General features: G+C 39.9%; 17 protein-coding genes. 2 read left to right on the forward strand and 15 right to left on the reverse strand.

The window, feature by feature from the left end; translation table 11 throughout:
- Window positions 1-13 precede the first annotated feature (13 nt).
- From F3G86_RS03040 to lpxB, 12 genes are all read right to left on the reverse strand, one after another.
- Window positions 14-1078 carry an LptF/LptG family permease gene (locus tag F3G86_RS03040; protein WP_149722950.1) on the reverse strand — a complete coding sequence of 355 codons (1065 nt, stop codon included), beginning with the start codon at window positions 1076-1078 and terminating at the stop codon, window positions 14-16.
- Window positions 1075-1623, reverse strand: coding sequence for an aminoacyl-tRNA hydrolase (gene pth, locus F3G86_RS03045; protein ID WP_149722951.1), 549 nt, complete (start codon window positions 1621-1623; stop codon window positions 1075-1077). The genes F3G86_RS03040 and pth overlap by 4 nt, the downstream gene beginning before the upstream one ends.
- Before the next feature lie 11 nt (window positions 1624-1634).
- A complete protein-coding gene (locus tag F3G86_RS03050; protein ID WP_149722952.1) occupies window positions 1635-2171 on the reverse strand; it encodes a 50S ribosomal protein L25/general stress protein Ctc in 537 nt (178 codons plus the stop codon).
- Between the two features lie 67 nt (window positions 2172-2238).
- Complete coding sequence (locus F3G86_RS03055) at window positions 2239-3399, reverse strand: type IV pilus twitching motility protein PilT (RefSeq protein ID WP_021087845.1); 1161 nt, start codon at window positions 3397-3399, stop codon at window positions 2239-2241.
- Window positions 3399-4391: a transaldolase gene (locus F3G86_RS03060; RefSeq protein WP_149722953.1), complete on the reverse strand. Its 993-nt coding sequence runs from the start codon at window positions 4389-4391 to the stop codon at window positions 3399-3401. The genes F3G86_RS03055 and F3G86_RS03060 overlap by 1 nt, the downstream gene beginning before the upstream one ends.
- 4 nt (window positions 4392-4395) lie before the next feature.
- Complete coding sequence (gene serB / locus F3G86_RS03065; RefSeq protein WP_149722954.1) at window positions 4396-5022, reverse strand: phosphoserine phosphatase SerB; 627 nt, start codon at window positions 5020-5022, stop codon at window positions 4396-4398.
- An 8-nt stretch (window positions 5023-5030) separates the two neighbouring features.
- Entirely contained in the window at window positions 5031-5528 is a 498-nt protein-coding gene (locus tag F3G86_RS03070) for a chemotaxis protein CheW (RefSeq protein ID WP_021087872.1), read from the reverse strand.
- 10 nt (window positions 5529-5538) lie between these two features.
- Window positions 5539-7890: a hybrid sensor histidine kinase/response regulator gene (locus F3G86_RS03075; RefSeq protein WP_149722955.1), complete on the reverse strand. Its 2352-nt coding sequence runs from the start codon at window positions 7888-7890 to the stop codon at window positions 5539-5541.
- 8 nt (window positions 7891-7898) lie between these two features.
- Window positions 7899-8852 carry a chemotaxis protein gene (locus F3G86_RS03080; protein ID WP_107914591.1) on the reverse strand — a complete coding sequence of 318 codons (954 nt, stop codon included), beginning with the start codon at window positions 8850-8852 and terminating at the stop codon, window positions 7899-7901.
- Window positions 8852-9643, reverse strand: a complete 792-nt coding sequence (locus tag F3G86_RS03085; RefSeq protein WP_103573190.1) for a UDP-2,3-diacylglucosamine diphosphatase — start codon at window positions 9641-9643, stop codon at window positions 8852-8854. Before F3G86_RS03085 ends, F3G86_RS03080 begins: the two co-directional genes overlap by 1 nt.
- A 63-nt stretch (window positions 9644-9706) precedes the next feature.
- Window positions 9707-10192 carry a transcription elongation factor GreA gene (gene greA, locus F3G86_RS03090; RefSeq protein WP_012001423.1) on the reverse strand — a complete coding sequence of 162 codons (486 nt, stop codon included), beginning with the start codon at window positions 10190-10192 and terminating at the stop codon, window positions 9707-9709.
- A 3-nt stretch (window positions 10193-10195) separates the two neighbouring features.
- On the reverse strand, window positions 10196-11230 hold the full coding sequence (gene lpxB / locus F3G86_RS03095; RefSeq protein ID WP_107796601.1) for a lipid-A-disaccharide synthase: 1035 nt from the start codon (window positions 11228-11230) through the stop codon (window positions 10196-10198).
- 102 nt (window positions 11231-11332) lie between these two features.
- Between lpxB and surE the strand changes: the two genes are divergently transcribed.
- Entirely contained in the window at window positions 11333-12109 is a 777-nt protein-coding gene (surE, locus tag F3G86_RS03100; protein WP_107796602.1) for a 5'/3'-nucleotidase SurE, read from the forward strand.
- A complete protein-coding gene (locus F3G86_RS03105) occupies window positions 12099-12749 on the forward strand; it encodes a tRNA threonylcarbamoyladenosine dehydratase (protein WP_149722956.1) in 651 nt (216 codons plus the stop codon). Before surE ends, F3G86_RS03105 begins: the two co-directional genes overlap by 11 nt.
- Window positions 12750-13637: 888 nt before the next feature.
- On the opposite strand, the gene F3G86_RS03110 is transcribed toward F3G86_RS03105, so the two are convergent.
- From F3G86_RS03110 to F3G86_RS03120, 3 genes are all read right to left on the reverse strand, one after another.
- Window positions 13638-15152: a 2-isopropylmalate synthase gene (locus tag F3G86_RS03110; RefSeq protein WP_149715615.1), complete on the reverse strand. Its 1515-nt coding sequence runs from the start codon at window positions 15150-15152 to the stop codon at window positions 13638-13640.
- Window positions 15153-15291: 139 nt separating this feature from the next.
- Entirely contained in the window at window positions 15292-16023 is a 732-nt protein-coding gene (gene pssA / locus F3G86_RS03115; protein ID WP_149715616.1) for a CDP-diacylglycerol--serine O-phosphatidyltransferase, read from the reverse strand.
- A 1-nt stretch (window position 16024) separates the two neighbouring features.
- The gene (locus F3G86_RS03120) at window positions 16025-16642 is read right to left on the reverse strand and encodes a phosphatidylserine decarboxylase (RefSeq protein ID WP_149715617.1); all 618 of its coding nucleotides are present in this window, start codon (window positions 16640-16642) and stop codon (window positions 16025-16027) included.

Genomic DNA, 16642 nt, shown 5'->3' on the forward strand with positions numbered 1-16642 from the left:
GCCAAAATTTGGCTTAACGATGCGATTTTATGAGATAAATGGCGTATGCAAAAAGCAAAATAACAGGGAGCACCATGCCGATCTCTGGCAAGACGACTGAGGTTTGAGCAAATTTGGTTAAGATAAAGAGAAGTCCCCAAACTACGAGTGTTATGACGACAAAGATAAATGTTGAGAGTGCAAGGTTAAAAAACCTGCCGGTCACTGGCAAATGATAGTAAAAAATAAGCAATAAAAATGGCGCAAAAAATGGGGTGATAGCAAGGTTATAAAATGCCGTTTTTGCGCTGTCTAGCCCTATGCCTTCGTTTTTAAAAGTCTTTATAAAATTTATCGCATCAGGTATGTTAAATTTCGAGTTTTCAACGCTTGCAGCACTCTCGATGCTCTTTGGCTTAAAGCCTCTTAATGCATCTAAATTTTCGCTTTTTACCTTGCTAAAGCCATTTTCGCCAAGCTCTAAATTTTGAGGCAAAAAGGTCTGATTTACATCCTCTAAAACCCACTCATTGTCTTTAAATTTAGCGTGGTTGGCAAAGGTTGTCGAGAGCAAGTCAGTGCCATTAATGTCAAAAATTCTCACATCATTTGCCCTTTGTTTGGCTGAGTTTAGCTCTTTTATATAGATAAATTTACCTTCAAATTTCAAAAATGAGTCGTTTGTACTTTTTGAAAAAGCGGTATTTTTTGCGATACTTTTTTGATAGTCATGCGCATAAGCAAATGGCGTAAAATTTAGCCCAACGTAAAAAATAGTCACAAAAAATGCGATAAGAAATGGCGGCAAAATGAGCTTATTTTTGCTAATGCCAAGAGCATAAAAGCTGATTAGCTCGTTTGAGCGAACCATATTTACATGTAAAATTATTAGCGCAAAGATGAGTGATAGTGGCAAAACATAGCTAATGGCACTTAGCGCAGTAAGGCCAACGTAGAGTAGCTGAAGGTTCGCAGATGGCGGCAGATCTTTTAAATTTGTAAGCAGATCAATGCCAACATAAAATAGCTCAAGCGCTAAAAATACGATAAGAAAAGATTTTATATAGACCCAGCCAACATATCTGGCGTATAGTTTCATTTGATAAGACCTTTTTTTACCGTAAATTTTTGTGAAATTTCGTTGATGTCGCTCTTTAGAAGCTCACAAACTGCATTTTTTGTGTAGGCTAAAATTTCATCTAAAGCCTTTTTCTCATCATCACCAAACTCACCAAGGACGAAATTTTTAGCATCACCCTCATGCCCTATGCCAACGCGCACTCTTTCGTAGTCGTTGCCTATTAGATTATCGATCGATTTTATGCCGTTATGTCCGCCGCTACTGCCGCCTTTTTTAAATTTAACCGCGCCAAAGCTAAGATCAAGATCGTCATGGATGACAATGATCCTATTTGGCTTATAAAAGTCTTTTACCGCCTTAACACTTTGACCTGAGAGGTTCATAAAAGTTGTTGGTTTTAGCAAGATAATGTCATTAAATTTAAAAACTTCGCCTTGAAATTTAGCTGAGCTAACATCTTTGAAATTTGAGTCTTTTAGAAGGTCTATAAGCATAAAGCCTATGTTGTGTCTAGTATTTTCGTATTTGGGGCCAGGATTGCCTAGCCCCGCTATTAGTGTCACAAAAGCCCTTTTTATTTAGCTTTAATAACTCCAAGTACCGCAACACGGTCAGCGTCAATGATAGTAACGCCTTTAGGAGCTGTGATATCACGAACCAAAATCGTATCATCAATGTCAAGTTTGCTTACATCAACGTCAAATGAATTTGGTAAATTTTCAGCCGTGCATTTTACGCAAAGACGTCTTTTTGACTGGATCAAAACGCCCTTATTTTTAAGACCAATAGGTGTTCCAACTGGCTTAACCGGGATCATATATTTTGATAAAACACCAGGAAGTGCTACTTTTAGATCCACGTGTTTAAGATCGCTTGTAACAACATCTCTTTGGTAATCAACAATAACGACATTATAAACTTTTCCGCCTACTTTTACATCAAAAGCAAGGCCTTCTTTTTTGCGCGCTTCTTTAATAAAGTCATTGACTTTAAAAGCAGCTGCAACATTCTCTAATCCCTTGCCATAAATGTTGGCGATTAGATAACCATCTCTTCTCAAAGCCTTCGCAGACTTCTTACCGATACTCTCTCTAACGATTCCTTCTAACATCGTTTTCCTTTCATAAAAAATAGGTGCTGATTTTATCTAATGCTTTATAAATTTCACATAAAGCTTATTAAATTTCTTTAAGCGCGATCACTTCAGGTTGATCTTGTTTACTTTGAGGTTTGCCAAAATTTACACCATTTTCAAAGCTAAAACCTGCCACATTTGAGCTTTTTATCTTAAGCTGCAAATCGCCCCTATTGCTGGCATTGTCAAGTGCTACTTCGGCACTAATTATCTTATTTTCATAAAGCTCAAGCAGGTGCTGATCAAAAGTTTGCATGCCGTAAGTATTTTTTGACTCAGCTATGGCAAGATCGATCTCGTCAAATTTCTCTTCAGATATGAGCTCTTTTATGCGGGTATTTTTTCTCATGATCTCGACTGCTGGCCGTCTTGTGCCAAAAAGTGTCTTAACTAGCCTTTGTGAGATGACGCAAGCAAGCACTGAAGAGAACATAAGGCTGACCTTATCTCGCTCGCCTTGAGGGAAGCTATTTACTATTCTATTTACGCTCTCTTTTGCATCAAGTGTGTGAAGTGTCGAAAGCACCAAGTGACCAGTCTCAGCAGCTCTAATGGCAGTCTCAATCGTCTCAAGATCTCTCATCTCGCCCACCAAGATGATGTCAGGATCTTCTCTTAGCGAAGCTCTTAGCGCATCTGAGAAATTTAGCGCATCTGCCCCGATAGAGCGCTGATTTATTATACTTTTATCGTCGTTAAATACGTATTCGATCGGATCTTCGATAGTCACGATGTGCGATCTTTTTGTCTGGTTTATGAAATTTATCATGCTAGCAAGCGTTGTCGTCTTGCCACTTCCAGTTGGGCCAGTCACTAGGATGATACCACGAGTGGTCTCAGTGCAAATTTTTTCTATCACACTTGGTAAATTTAGATCTTTTATGGTTGGAATTTTAGTTGGAGTGACACGAAATACAGCAGAAATTCCATTTATCTGCAAAAACATATTTACACGAAAGCAGTACTCATCATTTAGTTTATAAGAAAAATCTATATCTTTTTTATCCATAAACTCATCAAATTTAGCCCCCAAAAGCTCATTTGCGATAGCTACTGCGTCACTTGGGTCTAAATTTTCTTCGCTAAGTGGCATGATCTCACCATTAAATCTGCCATAAACAAGGCTTGCAGACTTTAGATGAAGATCGCTACCGCCTTTATCCACTAAAGAGCACAGATATGAGTCTAGGTCTTGTTTGGTCATTAAAGCGATTTCATAATGTCGTCAAATGCTGCAACAAACTGCTTTAAGCCGTCATTTAAAAGCTCTTTATAAGTAGCATTTATATCGATCTCATTATTTTTTATGATGTGAAAAAAGCTTGAGATATTCTCTTTGCTAGGAGCATTTTTTGCCTCAGCTTTTTCTTTTATAAATTCTTTTATCGTATCTATCGGAGCTGTGTTTATAGAGTTTTTATACATTAGCTCCCTAACGTAATAATCCCCTCTTAAGCCACCGCCTTTTACGCCAGTGCTTGCAAAAAGTGTCCTTACATTGTCTAAGCCAAAATCCTCAATGATATGATAGATATTTGCAGCGTTCATTATGCCGATCTGTCCTGTTGGCAAGCTCTTTGCAGACATTGTCTCATCAAGCTTTCTATCAAACCTACTAACAAAAACGCTAATAACGCCTTTTGGCATAGTGGTATCCACAAAGCGGCTTGCGTATGCCTTACTGCCCTCTTTAAAAGCCTCTAGGCAGTTTTTAGCCTGATCTGGCGAGAAAATGAGCGTCGCATTTACACTGATACCTCTTGCCATAAGCGCACTCATCGCTTCATAGCCCTCTTTTGTGGCTGGAATTTTTATCATAACATTTGGCATTGAGATAAGGTTGTGAAGTCTGATGCCCTCTTCTATCGTAGCAGCTGTTTCGCCACTTAAATTTGGATCAACCTCGATGCTAACAAAGCCATCATCGCCATTTGCGTAGTTTTCTAGCATTTTACATGCGGCGATCTTGATATCTTGGGTCGCTAAAATTTCATAGAGATCTTTTGGGTGACGCTTGTTGCTATTTTGTATGATCTGTTTGTAAGCAGGTGATGCAAAAGCTGTTTTAAAGATAGCTGGGTTGCTTGTAGCTCCGTTTATAACGCCACTTTCCAGCAAAGAGTTGAATTCGTTTTGTAAAAAATCTCTCTCTATAAAGTCACACCAAAGAGAAAATCTAGCTTCATTGTCATACATTTTTTCACCTTATAAAATTTAAAATTTCACGCAGATCCTTGACATCCACGCAATGCGTCGCCTCTTTTTTTAAAATTTCTTTCGCACAAAAGGCAACCTTTAGATCACATTTTCTAAACATAGACACATCGTTAGCTCCGTCGCCAACGCACATGATCTCACTTTTATCTAAATTTAATAGCCCCTTTAAACGATCTATCATCTCACCTTTTGAGCTACCAAACATCATCTCTCCGCCAACTTCACCTGTTAAAATTCCATCTTTATGGTGCAAAATATTTGCAAAATTTGCATCAAATTTAAGTTTTTCTTGCATCTTATCAGTTGCGATGTGAAAACCACCACTAAAAACCACGACCTTTATACCTTTTTGCTTTAGAGCCGCTATAAGCTCGCTAGCTCCTGGCATGATAGGTAAATTTTTACAAATTTCATCTGCCTTTGAAAGTGGCATTCCTTTTAAAAATTTTACTCTTGCTGTAAGACTTTCAAAAAAATCAAGTTCGCCGTTCATAGAACGCTTCGTTATGCTAGCCACCTCATTGCTGGCGTTATTGGCAGCGGCGAGGATATCAATCGTCTCGCCGTCCATTATCGTAGAGTCAAAGTCAAAAACACAAAGTTTTATCAAGCTATGCCCTAAAAATCACGCTTTAAAAGGCTTTCAACCTTTAAAATCGTAAGGATGTTTTGATCACGTTTGCCGATACCATAGATCATGCCTTTGTCTTTTACTAAAGTCTCTGGCGGCGGATCGATCCTGTTGCGGTCTATTCTGATAGCCTCCGTCAAGCGGTCTATCACGAAGCCTGCTATATTATCCTCATCTTTCATGACGATATATCTTGTGTTTGAGCTTTGTTTTGTAACATTTAGTGAAAAACGTTTTCGCAAATCAATAAGAGGGATAACGTTTCCACGCAAGTTAAATACACCAAGGACATAGTCAGGCACACTAGGAACACGGGTGTATTCGATAGGCTTGATTATCTCTTGGATATTTAAAATAGGTATCGCATACTCTTCCTCGCCAACAACAAAGCCTACAAGTTGGACTATATCTTCGTTGTTTTTTATCTCAGGCTCGTCAATTTGCTGTTTTTGTTTGCTTAAAACTTGGTTTAGTTTATCATTCATCGCCTAACCCCTAACCTAATTTAATATTTTTTCTAACAACGTTTTCAAGGTATTCTGACGAATATGGTTTTGTGATATATTCAGTCATACCAACCTCTACTCCGCGCAATCTATCAGTTTTAGACGTTCTTGATGTTACTGCTATTAGTGGTAAAGTGCGATACTTAGAGTATTTGCGAATTTCACCAGCTAGAGTATATCCGTCCATCCTTGGCATCTCAATATCGATTAAGACCGCATCAAATGCATGCTCGCCTGATTTAATTATATTGAGTGCTTCTACTCCGTTAGTTGCTTCTATTATTGTGACGCCGATTGGCTCAAGCGATTTTTGCATGATGGTTCTATCCATCTTAGAGTCATCAACGATTAGGACCTTATAATCGCTTGGTTTCTCTTTTGCTTTAGCACTATCTTCCATTTCGGCTCTAATATTTACCTTAATATCCTTTGCCATCTCCATCATAGCACCAACGTCTATGATAAGAGTTACGCGGCCATCGCCTCTTATAGTAGCTCCAGCGATGCCTGGGATATTTTGTAAATAATCACCCATTGACTTAATAACGATCTCTTCTTGACCGACTAATGTATCTACTATGATGCCCAGTTTTGCCTCAGCAACGCCGATGATAACGACATAAGTTTGATCTCCGCCATCAAAGACTTTATTGACACCAAAGACATCTGAAAGTCTAACAAGAGACAAGACCTCATCTCTTAGTCTTAGAACGTTTTTGCCATCAATCGTGTAAATATCATCGATAGGTACACGAACAGTTTCAAGAACGCTCGCAAGTGGTATCGCATAAAATTCCTCTTGTGTTCCGACAAGAAGTGATTGAATGATCGCAAGTGTGAGTGGAATTTTAAGCTTCATAACTGTGCCTTTTCCAACTTCACTCTCAATATCAATTATGCCGTTTAGTTTTTCGATATTTGTCTTAACAACGTCCATGCCAACGCCACGACCAGATACGTTTGTAACCTTGGCTGCAGTTGAAAATCCTGGCTTAAATATAAGACCAAAAGCCTCTTTTTCGCTCATTGCATCGGCTTCTCGCTCAGTAATGATGCCTTTTTCTATCGACTTGGCTTTAAGCATATCAGCATCTAAGCCTTTACCATCATCAACTATCTCAACAACGATATGGTTGCCCTCATTGTAAGCTTTTAGCTGAACAAGGCCTTTTTCAGGTTTTCCCATTGCCTTTCTTGTCTCAGGATCTTCGATGCCATGATCGCATGAGTTTCTGATGATATGAACTAGCGGATCGCCGATCTCTTCAACGATTGATTTATCAAGCTCTGTCTCTTCACCTGAAATTTCAAGGTCGATCTGCTTACCAAGGTCGCGGCTAAGATCACGTATCATACGTGGGAATTTATTAAAGACTTTTGCTATTGGAAGCATCCTTGTCTTCATAACTGCAAGCTGGATATCAGTCGTAACTAAACTTAGGCTTGATACTACTTGATTTAGCTCTTCAAGGAATTTCTCGCCCTCATATCTCTCTTCTACGTCATCATAAATTTTTAGTAGGCGGTTTTTACCAAGAACAAGCTCACCGATTAAATTCATCAAGTGATCAAGTCTTTTTACTTCAACACGTATCGTTTGCTCTTGTGCTACCGCACTGTTACTACTAGCTGCTGGCACTTTTTTATCCGCATCTCTTTCTCTACTAGGAGCTGGCTTAGGTGCAGGTGCTGACGCAGCGCTTGTGGCTGGAGCTATCTCTTCAGGAGATTTTGGAGCTATGCCTTTTGAAGCACGTCTTGCTTGATCTTCAGCCTTTCTAACTTTTAAAAGTCTTTCTATCTCAGCTTCAACCTCAGAGTCGCTTAGCTTTGAAAGCTCAGCATCACTTACTTCAGGAGCTGCTTCTTCAGCTGGTGCGACAGGTTCTGGCTCTTTTACTGGCTCAGGTGCTGGTGCGGCTGGAGCTTCTGCGGCTGCGCTTGGTGCTTCACCTTCAGAAATTTGAGTAAGTCTTACACAAATATTTTTGATATCAATGCCAGCGGCTGCGTCACTACCGTTATCTCTAATGCTCTCAAGTAGTCCCTTCATCATATCAACTGACTCAAGAACAACGTCCATGATGTCCGGAGTGATCTTTAGCTCGCCTTTTCTAGCTTTGTTTAAAACATCTTCCATGTGGTGAGTAAGCTCTGTTAAAACATCAAAATTTAAAAAGCTTGAGCTACCTTTTACTGTGTGAGCAACACGGAAAATTCTATTTAAAAGCTCCAAATCTTCAGGGTTTGACTCAAGTTCGACAAGGTCATGGTCTATCTGCTCAATAAGTTCGAAAGCCTCTATTAAAAAGTCTTCCATTATTTCTTTCATATCATCCATACTTCACCTCACTTCGCAGATTTAGAATGTGCTTCAATCACTTTTAGCACCTCTTGATAAAATACACCAGCATCAAATTTTGTAAGATACGCAGCACCACCGGCTTCTTTACTCTTAACCTCACTAAATTCGTTGCTTAATGAAGAGTTAAACACAATCGGAACATCTTTAAATCTATCATCATTTTTAATAGTTGAAGCAAAGCGGTATCCATCCATTTGTGGCATTTCGATATCACTTAAGATAACTCTAAGCTCTTTTGTTAAGTTATCTCCATATCTTTGATAAAGCTCTTCCATTCTCTCTAAGCCCTCAACGCCGTTTTTAGCTTCAACTACGCTAAGACCCATCTTCTCAAGTGCGTCTTTTACTAGCTTTCTAGCAGTTGAGCTATCATCTAGAACTAAAGCAGCGCCTTTGATCTTTTGATCGTCTGTTACGTCAAATTCGATCTTTGGTGAGTAAATTCCTAGCTCTTCAACGATGCTTTCAAGATCAAGAATGAGAAGTACTTCGTCATTTTCTATTCTTGTTACGCCTGTGATCTTACCTTTATCCAGAGTACCAGCTCCAGCAGCAAAATTTGCAGGCTCTATGTCTTTCCAGTTTATACGTCTGATCCTCTTGGCCTCATGGACGATAAAACCGATTAATATACCGCTAAATTCAGCGATAATAACACGTGGCTTTATGACTACACCCTCAGTTGGCTCGATGATATTCATCCATCTTGCCAAATTTATAACGGGGATAACCACACCTCTTAAATCAAAAATTCCCTCGATATACTCAGGAACGCCAGGAAGCTCGGTAAGATTTGGCATCTTAATGATCTCCCGCACCTTTGCGACATTGACTCCGTATATTCCTTCATATACTTTGTTTTCGGCCTTTTTAAAGATACGAAAATCAACAAGTTCCATCTCGTTTGAGCCCGTTTTTAGTACGTTGTCTCCAAACATCAATGTCCTTTCAAACTCATTTTGAGCAAATTCAACTTTTGCTGGGCGTATTCTACAACAAAATAACTTTGCTCGCATGCAAAACAAGGTAAATTTATATAAAATCTATCGTAAATATCAAATAGCTCACCTTGATGATAGTGCCCCTCTATCACTACACTTGCGTCAAAGCCCTGCAAATGCTTGCTCATTAGTTCCTTGAAGTTTGAAATTTTATAGTGCAGATTTTTCTTAGTAAGTTTGGCTAATATCGCTTTTGAAATTTTAAAGCTCAAAATTTTATCAAGCGCGTTCATAAATTTCAAAAACCATCTAAGCCTTAAAAACCTAAGTGCGTACTTATCTATAAAAGGTAAAAATATATCTCCGTGCGCGATCTGGACGTGCTCGCCACCTATCGTTCTAAATTTCACTGGCTGAGCGCAAATGTCATAAACTTTTACCCCTTCAAAGCTTAGCCTCTTGCCTTTGTCCCAAAAATCTCTAGTTTTATTAAATAAATTTGAAAGCCTAAAATCGTGGTTGCCCTCGAAGTAAAAAATTTCCACCTTTTGTGAAATTTTATTTAAAAGGCTTAAGTGCTCAGCGTAAAATTCTCTTGTATATTCGCCCTCGCTAGTTAAAAAATCAAATATATCACCAAGCAAGAAAATCTGTGGCGGCTCTTTGATCTCTCCGCTATCGACGGCGCGCAAGAATTTCAAAAATCCATCGCGGTTTATGTTTTCATGCGCATCAGCCAAAAAGATCGCGCCTTCTTTTATAACGGGGGCATATAGATATTCGCTCAAATTTTGCCTTAATTAAAAATTAGCAGAGCCAAAAAACAGTTTTTAGCCCTTTGCCTCGTCTTTTTAGTCAAATTTTATAGGTTTGTAGCAGATCTTAACGATCTCAACGTCGCTTCTGCCTTTTGGTAAATTTAGCGCGACCTCATCTCCCTCAGCCTTGCCTAAAAGCTGCTTTGCAAGAGGTGAGTTTATCGAGATATAGCCCTTGTCTAGGTCACTTTCGCTAACGCCAACTATCGTGTAAGTATGCTCTACCTCAGTCTCTTCGTCCATTATCGTCACACTTGAGCCAAACCTCACCCTGTCATGCTCGTAGCTACTTGGATCGATCACTTCTGCGTTTGCTAAAAGTGCGCTAAGCTCAGCGATCCTAGCGTCTATAAAGGCTTGCTTCTCTTTTGCTGCGTGATACTCGGCATTTTCTTTTAGATCGCCATGGCTTCTTGCGATGTCTATCTCTGTTACGATTTGTGGGCGTTGCACTAGCCTTAGATCTTTTAGCTCAGCTTCTATCTTCTCGTATCCGTGCATTGTCATTGGTTCACTCATTTTTTACTCCATATTTTTTAAAATTTTTACTACATTTTTACTGCTGCCATGCCCTAGGTAAGCCCTTAGCTCATCGCAGCCTTTTAAGAATTTTTGCCTATCGCAGCTCTTGTAGGCTCTTAGCAAATTTTCAGCCGTTGCAAACTCTTGGATAAATTCCTCATGAAGCGGCTCTTTGCCCATGAAATCAAACATTATATTTGCAAGTCCCGCGTGCTTGATCTTTACAAATTTTCTAGCGATGAAAACATCTATCGCTTTTGCCTTATATGCTAGCACAAATGGCGTACCAATGAGCGCTGCTTCAAGCGTAGCAGTGCCAGAGCAAACAAAGGCAAAATCACTCTCATACAAGGCTTCAGGCGTGTTTGAGACGACCTCAAAGTCGCTCACATCGCCATAAATTTCGCCCACTTTATCAAGCAAAAAAGGTGGCACGACAAGCAGCCTTTTAGCCTCTATCTTTTTAGCAAGCTCTCTATAAACTGGCATCAGCCTTGAAATCTCTGACCTTCTTGATCCTGGCAAAAACGCCACTTTGCCGCTGCTACTTAGGCTAGTTTTTTTAAGCTTTATCTCATCCATCAAAGGATGGCCCACGTAGGTCGAGCGGCTATAAAATTTCGCATCAAATGGCAGGATCGAAGCTAGGTTGTCACAGTATCTCTCCACAACGCTCACTCTTTTTGGCTTCCACGCCCAGACTTGGGGCAAGATGTAGTATGTCACGGCTGCTTTTGCGCCGGCCTCTTTTATCGCCTTTGCAAGCGGCAGATTAAAGGCTGGACTGTCGATTAGCAGCACCGCATCAGCCTCCTTTGCCATCTGGCTCATCACTTTCATCGCCTTTTTTGCCTTAAAAATGAGCGGCAAAACCTCGACAAAGCCCATCGCTGAAAACTCACTGCTTTTCATATATGGCGTGCCAAGCTCTTCGCTAAAAATTCCCATTAGCTCAAATTCGCCCTCGAAATTTTTCAAAATTTCTTTTAAATGCAAATTTGCCGATGGCTCAAGAGCGGAGACTAAAATTTTCATTTACACACTTTCATCAGGTCTTTTTTTGGGGGCATTATACGCAAAAATTCTTTAAAATTTTAAGAAAGCTGTGATAAAATCCAACCCTTTAAAGGATAAAATTTGAAAGAAATTTTGATAACAAATGACGATGGATTTGAGGCGACTGGCCTGCTTGCCTTAAAAGAAGCTTTAAACGAGCTAGATGGCGTAAATGTCACGATCGTAGCTCCAAGCTCTGAAAAATCAGCCTGCGCTCACTCTTTGACACTCACAAGGCCACTTAGGTTTATAAAACTTGATGATGGCTTTTTTAAACTTGACGACGCAACGCCCAGCGACTGTGTCTATCTCGCACTTCACGCACTTTATAATAAAAAACCAGATCTAGTGATAAGCGGCATAAATCACGGGGCAAATTTAGGCGAGGACATCACCTACTCTGGCACGTGTGGAGCGGCGATGGAGGGCGTTTTACAGGGCATTAGAAGCATCGCTTTTTCGCAGTTTTATGAAAACAACTCACTAAACGAACTTGGCTTTGAGCTGGCAAAAGAGATCGTTAAATTTATCGTACCAAAGGTGCTAAATGATGAAATTTCGCTAAATCAAAGAGAATTTCTAAATGTAAATATCCCAGCCACAACTAGCAAAAATTTCAAAGGCTACTCCGTCGTGCCAGCTGGCAGACGCACCTACGCCACGCATGCCACGCTTAACCGCAACCCAAGAGGCATCGAGTACTACTGGCTTGGAAACGCCGCACTTGAATATGAAAAAGGCGAGCCAAGCGACATCAGCAAGGTAAATGAGGGCTTTGCCACGATAACGCCCATAAAACTAAACATGACTTCATACGAGAGCTTAGAGAGCTTAAAAGGGAAATTTGATGCAAAATGATAGATTTACAAGGATAAAATGGCTCTTTGGCGAGGATGGTTTTAGCAAGCTTCAAAGCGCAAAAGTGCTAGTTTGCGGAGCCGGAGGCGTTGGTGGGATGTGCGTAGATGCGCTTGCTAGAAGCGGGGTCGGAAGCATCACTCTAATCGATAAAGACATCTTTGACGTGACAAATCAAAATCGCCAAATTTACAGTGAAAACGTAGGCGGCGTAAAGGTGGAGGAGTTTGCCAAAATTTATCCTTGCATCACGCCTATGCAGACGCTGATCACACCTGAGTTTGTCGCTGGATTTGACTTTAGTAAATTTGACGTGGTGATCGATGCGATCGATGATATCACCGCCAAGATCGCCCTTGCAAATGCGGTAGATCCTAGCAAATTTATAGCCTCGATGGGTGGGGCAAAAAGGGTTGATCCAACCAAGATAAAGGTGGCCAGCGTTTGGAAAACTTCGGTCGACCCACTAGCTAGAAAATATAGATATGAGCTCAAAAAATCAGGCTTTAGCGGTAAATTTGACGTCGTTTTTTCAACAGAAGAGCCACTTTGCAAGCCACTTGGCAGCTTCATGGGTGTGACTGCCTGCTTTGGGCTAAATTTAGCCTCGCTAGCTGTTAAAAAGATAGTAGGGCAGTAGGTCCAAATTTATAACAAATTTTGAAATTAGAACTAGCTATCGCGGTTTTAAATTTAGTGGTCTGCCTACGGAGCAAAAGAGCTAATCCCAACTCAGACGACATTAAAGTGGCACTAAAACACTGCATGCAATTAAAAACTCCTGTCAAATTTTAAAATTAGAGCTAGCATATCACGGCTCTAAATTTAGTGGCGAATGACTATGAGCCCTAAATTTAGTAAGTTGCTAAGGCGAGTGAGTAAAGTTTTAAAATTTGCAAAATAACTTTATCGGTCCAAATAAGTGTCAAGTAAATTTTAAAATTTCATGAACGAGTAATTTCGGCTCTAAAATTTGAGCTAAGCTGCAAGCGAAGCCAAATTTTAGTAGTCAACTCTTGCGAGTGAATGAATTTTTTAAATTTGTAAAAAAGCTTGGTTGAATTTGCAAATTTCTTTTTATTTAAAAGGGAGACAAGGGGACTTGAGCTTTGCTTCAAAGGGTCGCAACTGCACAACATGTTTATAAATTCTATTGTCAAGGGGGAAGAGGCTTGAATTACGAAGTCGCTCCCTTCCCCCTTAACAATCCCCCAACCCCGACAACGTTAGAGGTGCATGCGATAGCGCTTCGCACTGCATGCGTTCTATTCTAAAAAGTCTCCCTCAAATTTTAAAATTTATGGGCGAGCATATCACACTTCCAAATTCAGTGGCAAGTGATAACGAGACCTGAATTTAGTAAGTTGCTAAGGCGAGTGAGTAAGATTTTTAAATTTGCAAAAATAGCTTGATTAAATTTTAAAATTGGTAAAGATTTAGAAATTAAAAAGCCAATAAATTTAGACCTTTATTCAAAGAGAGTTAAATTTAAAGTAGCCAGCTGCAAATTTAGCAGCCAGCTAAAATTTTAGTTTTTATGGATGCGAAGGTAGCTATTTAGTGCGCCGACATAGGCCTTAGCGCTTGCCATCATCGTATCGATATCAAGTCCGTGACCCATTACGGCTGTTTTGCCCTCAAACTCGACTTTTACATCGACCTTTGCAAGAGCATCTTTGCCTTGAGAAACAGCTGTGACCTTGTAATCTTTGAGCGTGCCATTAATGCCACTAATGCGATCAACTACCTTAAATATCGCATCAGCAGTGCCATTGCCAAGGGCTGAGTCGCTAATGATCTCGTCGTTGTGCCTGATGCTCATAGAAGCACTTGCTAAGCTGCCACCGCTACTTTGAAGCAAGTCTGTGATCTCGTAAGCCTGCGGTATTTTCGTGATCTCCTCTGCCACAAGCGCCCTGATATCATCGTCAAATATCTCTTTTTTCTTATCTGCCAAGTCTTTAAATTTCTCAAATGCCTTATTGAGTGCCTCACTATCAAGGTCAAATCCAAGGCTAGCAAGCTTATCTTTAAACGCATGGCGGCCACTGTGTTTGCCAAGGACGAGCGAGTTTTTCTCCAAGCCGATGCTCTCAGCGCTGATGATCTCGTAGGTCTCTTTGTGTTTTAGCACGCCATCTTGGTGGATGCCACTCTCGTGCGCGAAGGCGTTTTTGCCAACGATTGCTTTGTTTGGCTGTGGCTCGATGCCTGTGATGCTAGCGATCAGCCTTGAAGTTGGATAAATTTCTTTTGAGATGATGCCTGTGTAAAGTGGTGCAAAGACGTCCTGGCGAGTTTTTATAGCCATCACGATCTCTTCAAGCGCAGCATTTCCAGCGCGCTCACCTATGCCATTTATCGTGCCTTCAACCTGCCTTGCACCAGCTTTTATAGCAGCTAGCGAATTTGCCGTAGCCATGCCTAGATCGTTGTGGTTATGCACCGAAACTACCGCTCTATCGCCTATAAATTTTACTATTTCACTAATGCGAGCTGTGATCTCCTCTGGATACAAGTAGCCAACCGTATCAGGGATGTTTATGGTTTTTGCCCCTGCATTTATCGCTGCGTCGCAAATTTCTTTTAAAAAGCTCATCTCGCTTCTGCATGCATCCTCGCAGCTAAATTCAACGTCATCGCAAAATGTTTTTGAGTATTGTACCGCCTCAACCGCATGCCTAATCACCTCGTCTGGTCTCATTTTTAGCTTGTACTGCATGTGGATCGGGCTTGTTGCTATGAAGGTGTGAATTCTTTTGTTTTTTGCTGGAGCTAGTGCCTCGCCAGCTGCCTTAATATCACGCTCAACTGCACGTGCAAGCGAGCAGACAGTGATGTTTGAAGCTTGCTTTGCGATCTGATTTACCGCGTCAAAATCCCCTGGGCTAGCCGCTGCAAATCCAGCCTCCATCACATCAACACCAAGCCTTTCAAGCTGAAGTGCGATCTGAAGCTTTTCAGCTGTGTTCATAGAAGCTCCTGGGCTTTGTTCGCCATCTCTTAAAGTCGTATCAAAGATTATAATTTTATTTTTATCCATTTTTTGTCCTTTTAATATTTTTATATTTAAATTTAATGAGTTAAGTAAAGAAGAATTTGCTACCTAAGTAGCAGCAGTAGAGAGTTTTTGATTTCGATTTTTGGTAAAAATTTACGCGATTTTATTATGCCGTTTTCGCTCATTCGCTCTCCTTTTTTTTGTGATTTTTGCTAAACATTATAGCCGCTCTAATAATACCATAAAGCATATAAACACTCATCAAAAATGTCGCACTCTCGTAAGGATATAGATAAAGCATAGAAAATACAACCACGAGCGCTACTAAAATTCTTATAACATGAGTTTGCTTTAAATTCATCTTTTTAAAGCTTGGATAGCGGATGTTACTAACCATCAAGATAGCTAAAACCGCTTCAAGTAGCATCAAACACCACTCAAAGCCATATAAAAAATCATGCTTTAGATAAATACCAACCCAAAGCACTCCGATGATAGCTGCTGATGGTATAGGAAGTCCGATGAAAACATTTGGTTCGTATGTGCCGGTGGTGACGTTAAAACGAGCAAGTCTAATAGCTCCAAAGACTACAAACATGGCTGCTATTAACGCACCAAATCTGCCAAATTTTGCACCAACTGTTAGATAAAACAAGATCGCTGGAGCAACGCCAAATGCTACAAGGTCTGCAAGACTATCAAACTCCACACCAAATTTACTTGTAGTCTTTGTAAGTCTTGCCACACGTCCATCAAGTCCGTCTAAAATCAGTGAAAGAATGATGTAAATAATAGCTTTAAAATAGTTTCCCTGAATAGATGAAATAATGCTTATAACGCCCAAAAAAGCGCTTGCTGCGGTAAATAAATTTGGCAAGATATACATTAACTGCATTTTTTGTATGCTATTCATTTTATTTTTCCTCTTCAAAGTATCCAAGAAGTGAAGCAGCTTTAACGGTCTCGCCAACACTTACACAAATTTTAGTATCTCTTGGCAAGTATAAAATCACTTCGCCGCTTCCTAAAAAGCCAAATTTTCTAGAGGCTTTTAGACTGGTAATGTTATAAATTTCTAAACTTCTACTAAAAACTCCAGCTATGATCTTTATAGCAAATTTGATATTTCCTTTTTCAAAACGAATTATCGCTCTTTCATTTAGCATCTCTGAAATTTTCATAGCCTGACACAAAAATAGTCCATGCCTTCTTTTGATATCAACGACATTAGCGTCACTAACTGCCCTTAGCGTGCCAACGCCAAAAAAGGGCTTTGAGATAACTATCTTAGCCACCTCTTTATCATCAAAATTTGAAACGCTGATCTCTTTTATCTTGCCATCTATAGGCGAAAGCAAGGCTAGTTTGTCATCAGTAAAAGGCTCTCTTTCAGGATCTCTAAAAAAATAAAGAGTTAAAAGAAGCAACGCTATAAAAAGTAGCGGCGCAATACCAAATAAAACAGATATAACAAATAAAATCAAAAAGAATAATATAAATTTATACCCTACTTTAGCGATGTAGCCACTCAT

It is taken from the genome of Campylobacter concisus, assembly GCF_902460595.1.
In the GTDB taxonomy this organism is placed as follows: Bacteria; Campylobacterota; Campylobacteria; order Campylobacterales; family Campylobacteraceae; genus Campylobacter_A; species Campylobacter_A concisus_BL.

Coding starts and splice junctions, on each gene's coding strand:
- F3G86_RS03055 (WP_021087845.1), bottom strand. CDS start 3,399: ATGACCAAACAAGACCTAGACTCATATCTGTGCTCTTTAGTGGATAAA.
- F3G86_RS03070 (WP_021087872.1), bottom strand. CDS start 5,528: ATGAATGATAAACTAAACCAAGTTTTAAGCAAACAAAAACAGCAAATT.
- F3G86_RS03080 (WP_107914591.1), bottom strand. CDS start 8,852: ATGTTTGGAGACAACGTACTAAAAACGGGCTCAAACGAGATGGAACTT.
- F3G86_RS03075 (WP_149722955.1), bottom strand. CDS start 7,890: ATGGATGATATGAAAGAAATAATGGAAGACTTTTTAATAGAGGCTTTC.
- greA (WP_012001423.1), bottom strand. CDS start 10,192: ATGAGTGAACCAATGACAATGCACGGATACGAGAAGATAGAAGCTGAG.
- F3G86_RS03105 (WP_149722956.1), top strand. CDS start 12,099: ATGCAAAATGATAGATTTACAAGGATAAAATGGCTCTTTGGCGAGGAT.
- pssA (WP_149715616.1), bottom strand. CDS start 16,023: ATGAATAGCATACAAAAAATGCAGTTAATGTATATCTTGCCAAATTTA.
- F3G86_RS03120 (WP_149715617.1), bottom strand. CDS start 16,642: ATGAGTGGCTACATCGCTAAAGTAGGGTATAAATTTATATTATTCTTT.
- F3G86_RS03110 (WP_149715615.1), bottom strand. CDS start 15,152: ATGGATAAAAATAAAATTATAATCTTTGATACGACTTTAAGAGATGGC.
- F3G86_RS03050 (WP_149722952.1), bottom strand. CDS start 2,171: ATGTTAGAAGGAATCGTTAGAGAGAGTATCGGTAAGAAGTCTGCGAAG.
- lpxB (WP_107796601.1), bottom strand. CDS start 11,230: ATGAAAATTTTAGTCTCCGCTCTTGAGCCATCGGCAAATTTGCATTTA.
- F3G86_RS03040 (WP_149722950.1), bottom strand. CDS start 1,078: ATGAAACTATACGCCAGATATGTTGGCTGGGTCTATATAAAATCTTTT.
- F3G86_RS03060 (WP_149722953.1), bottom strand. CDS start 4,391: ATGTATGACAATGAAGCTAGATTTTCTCTTTGGTGTGACTTTATAGAG.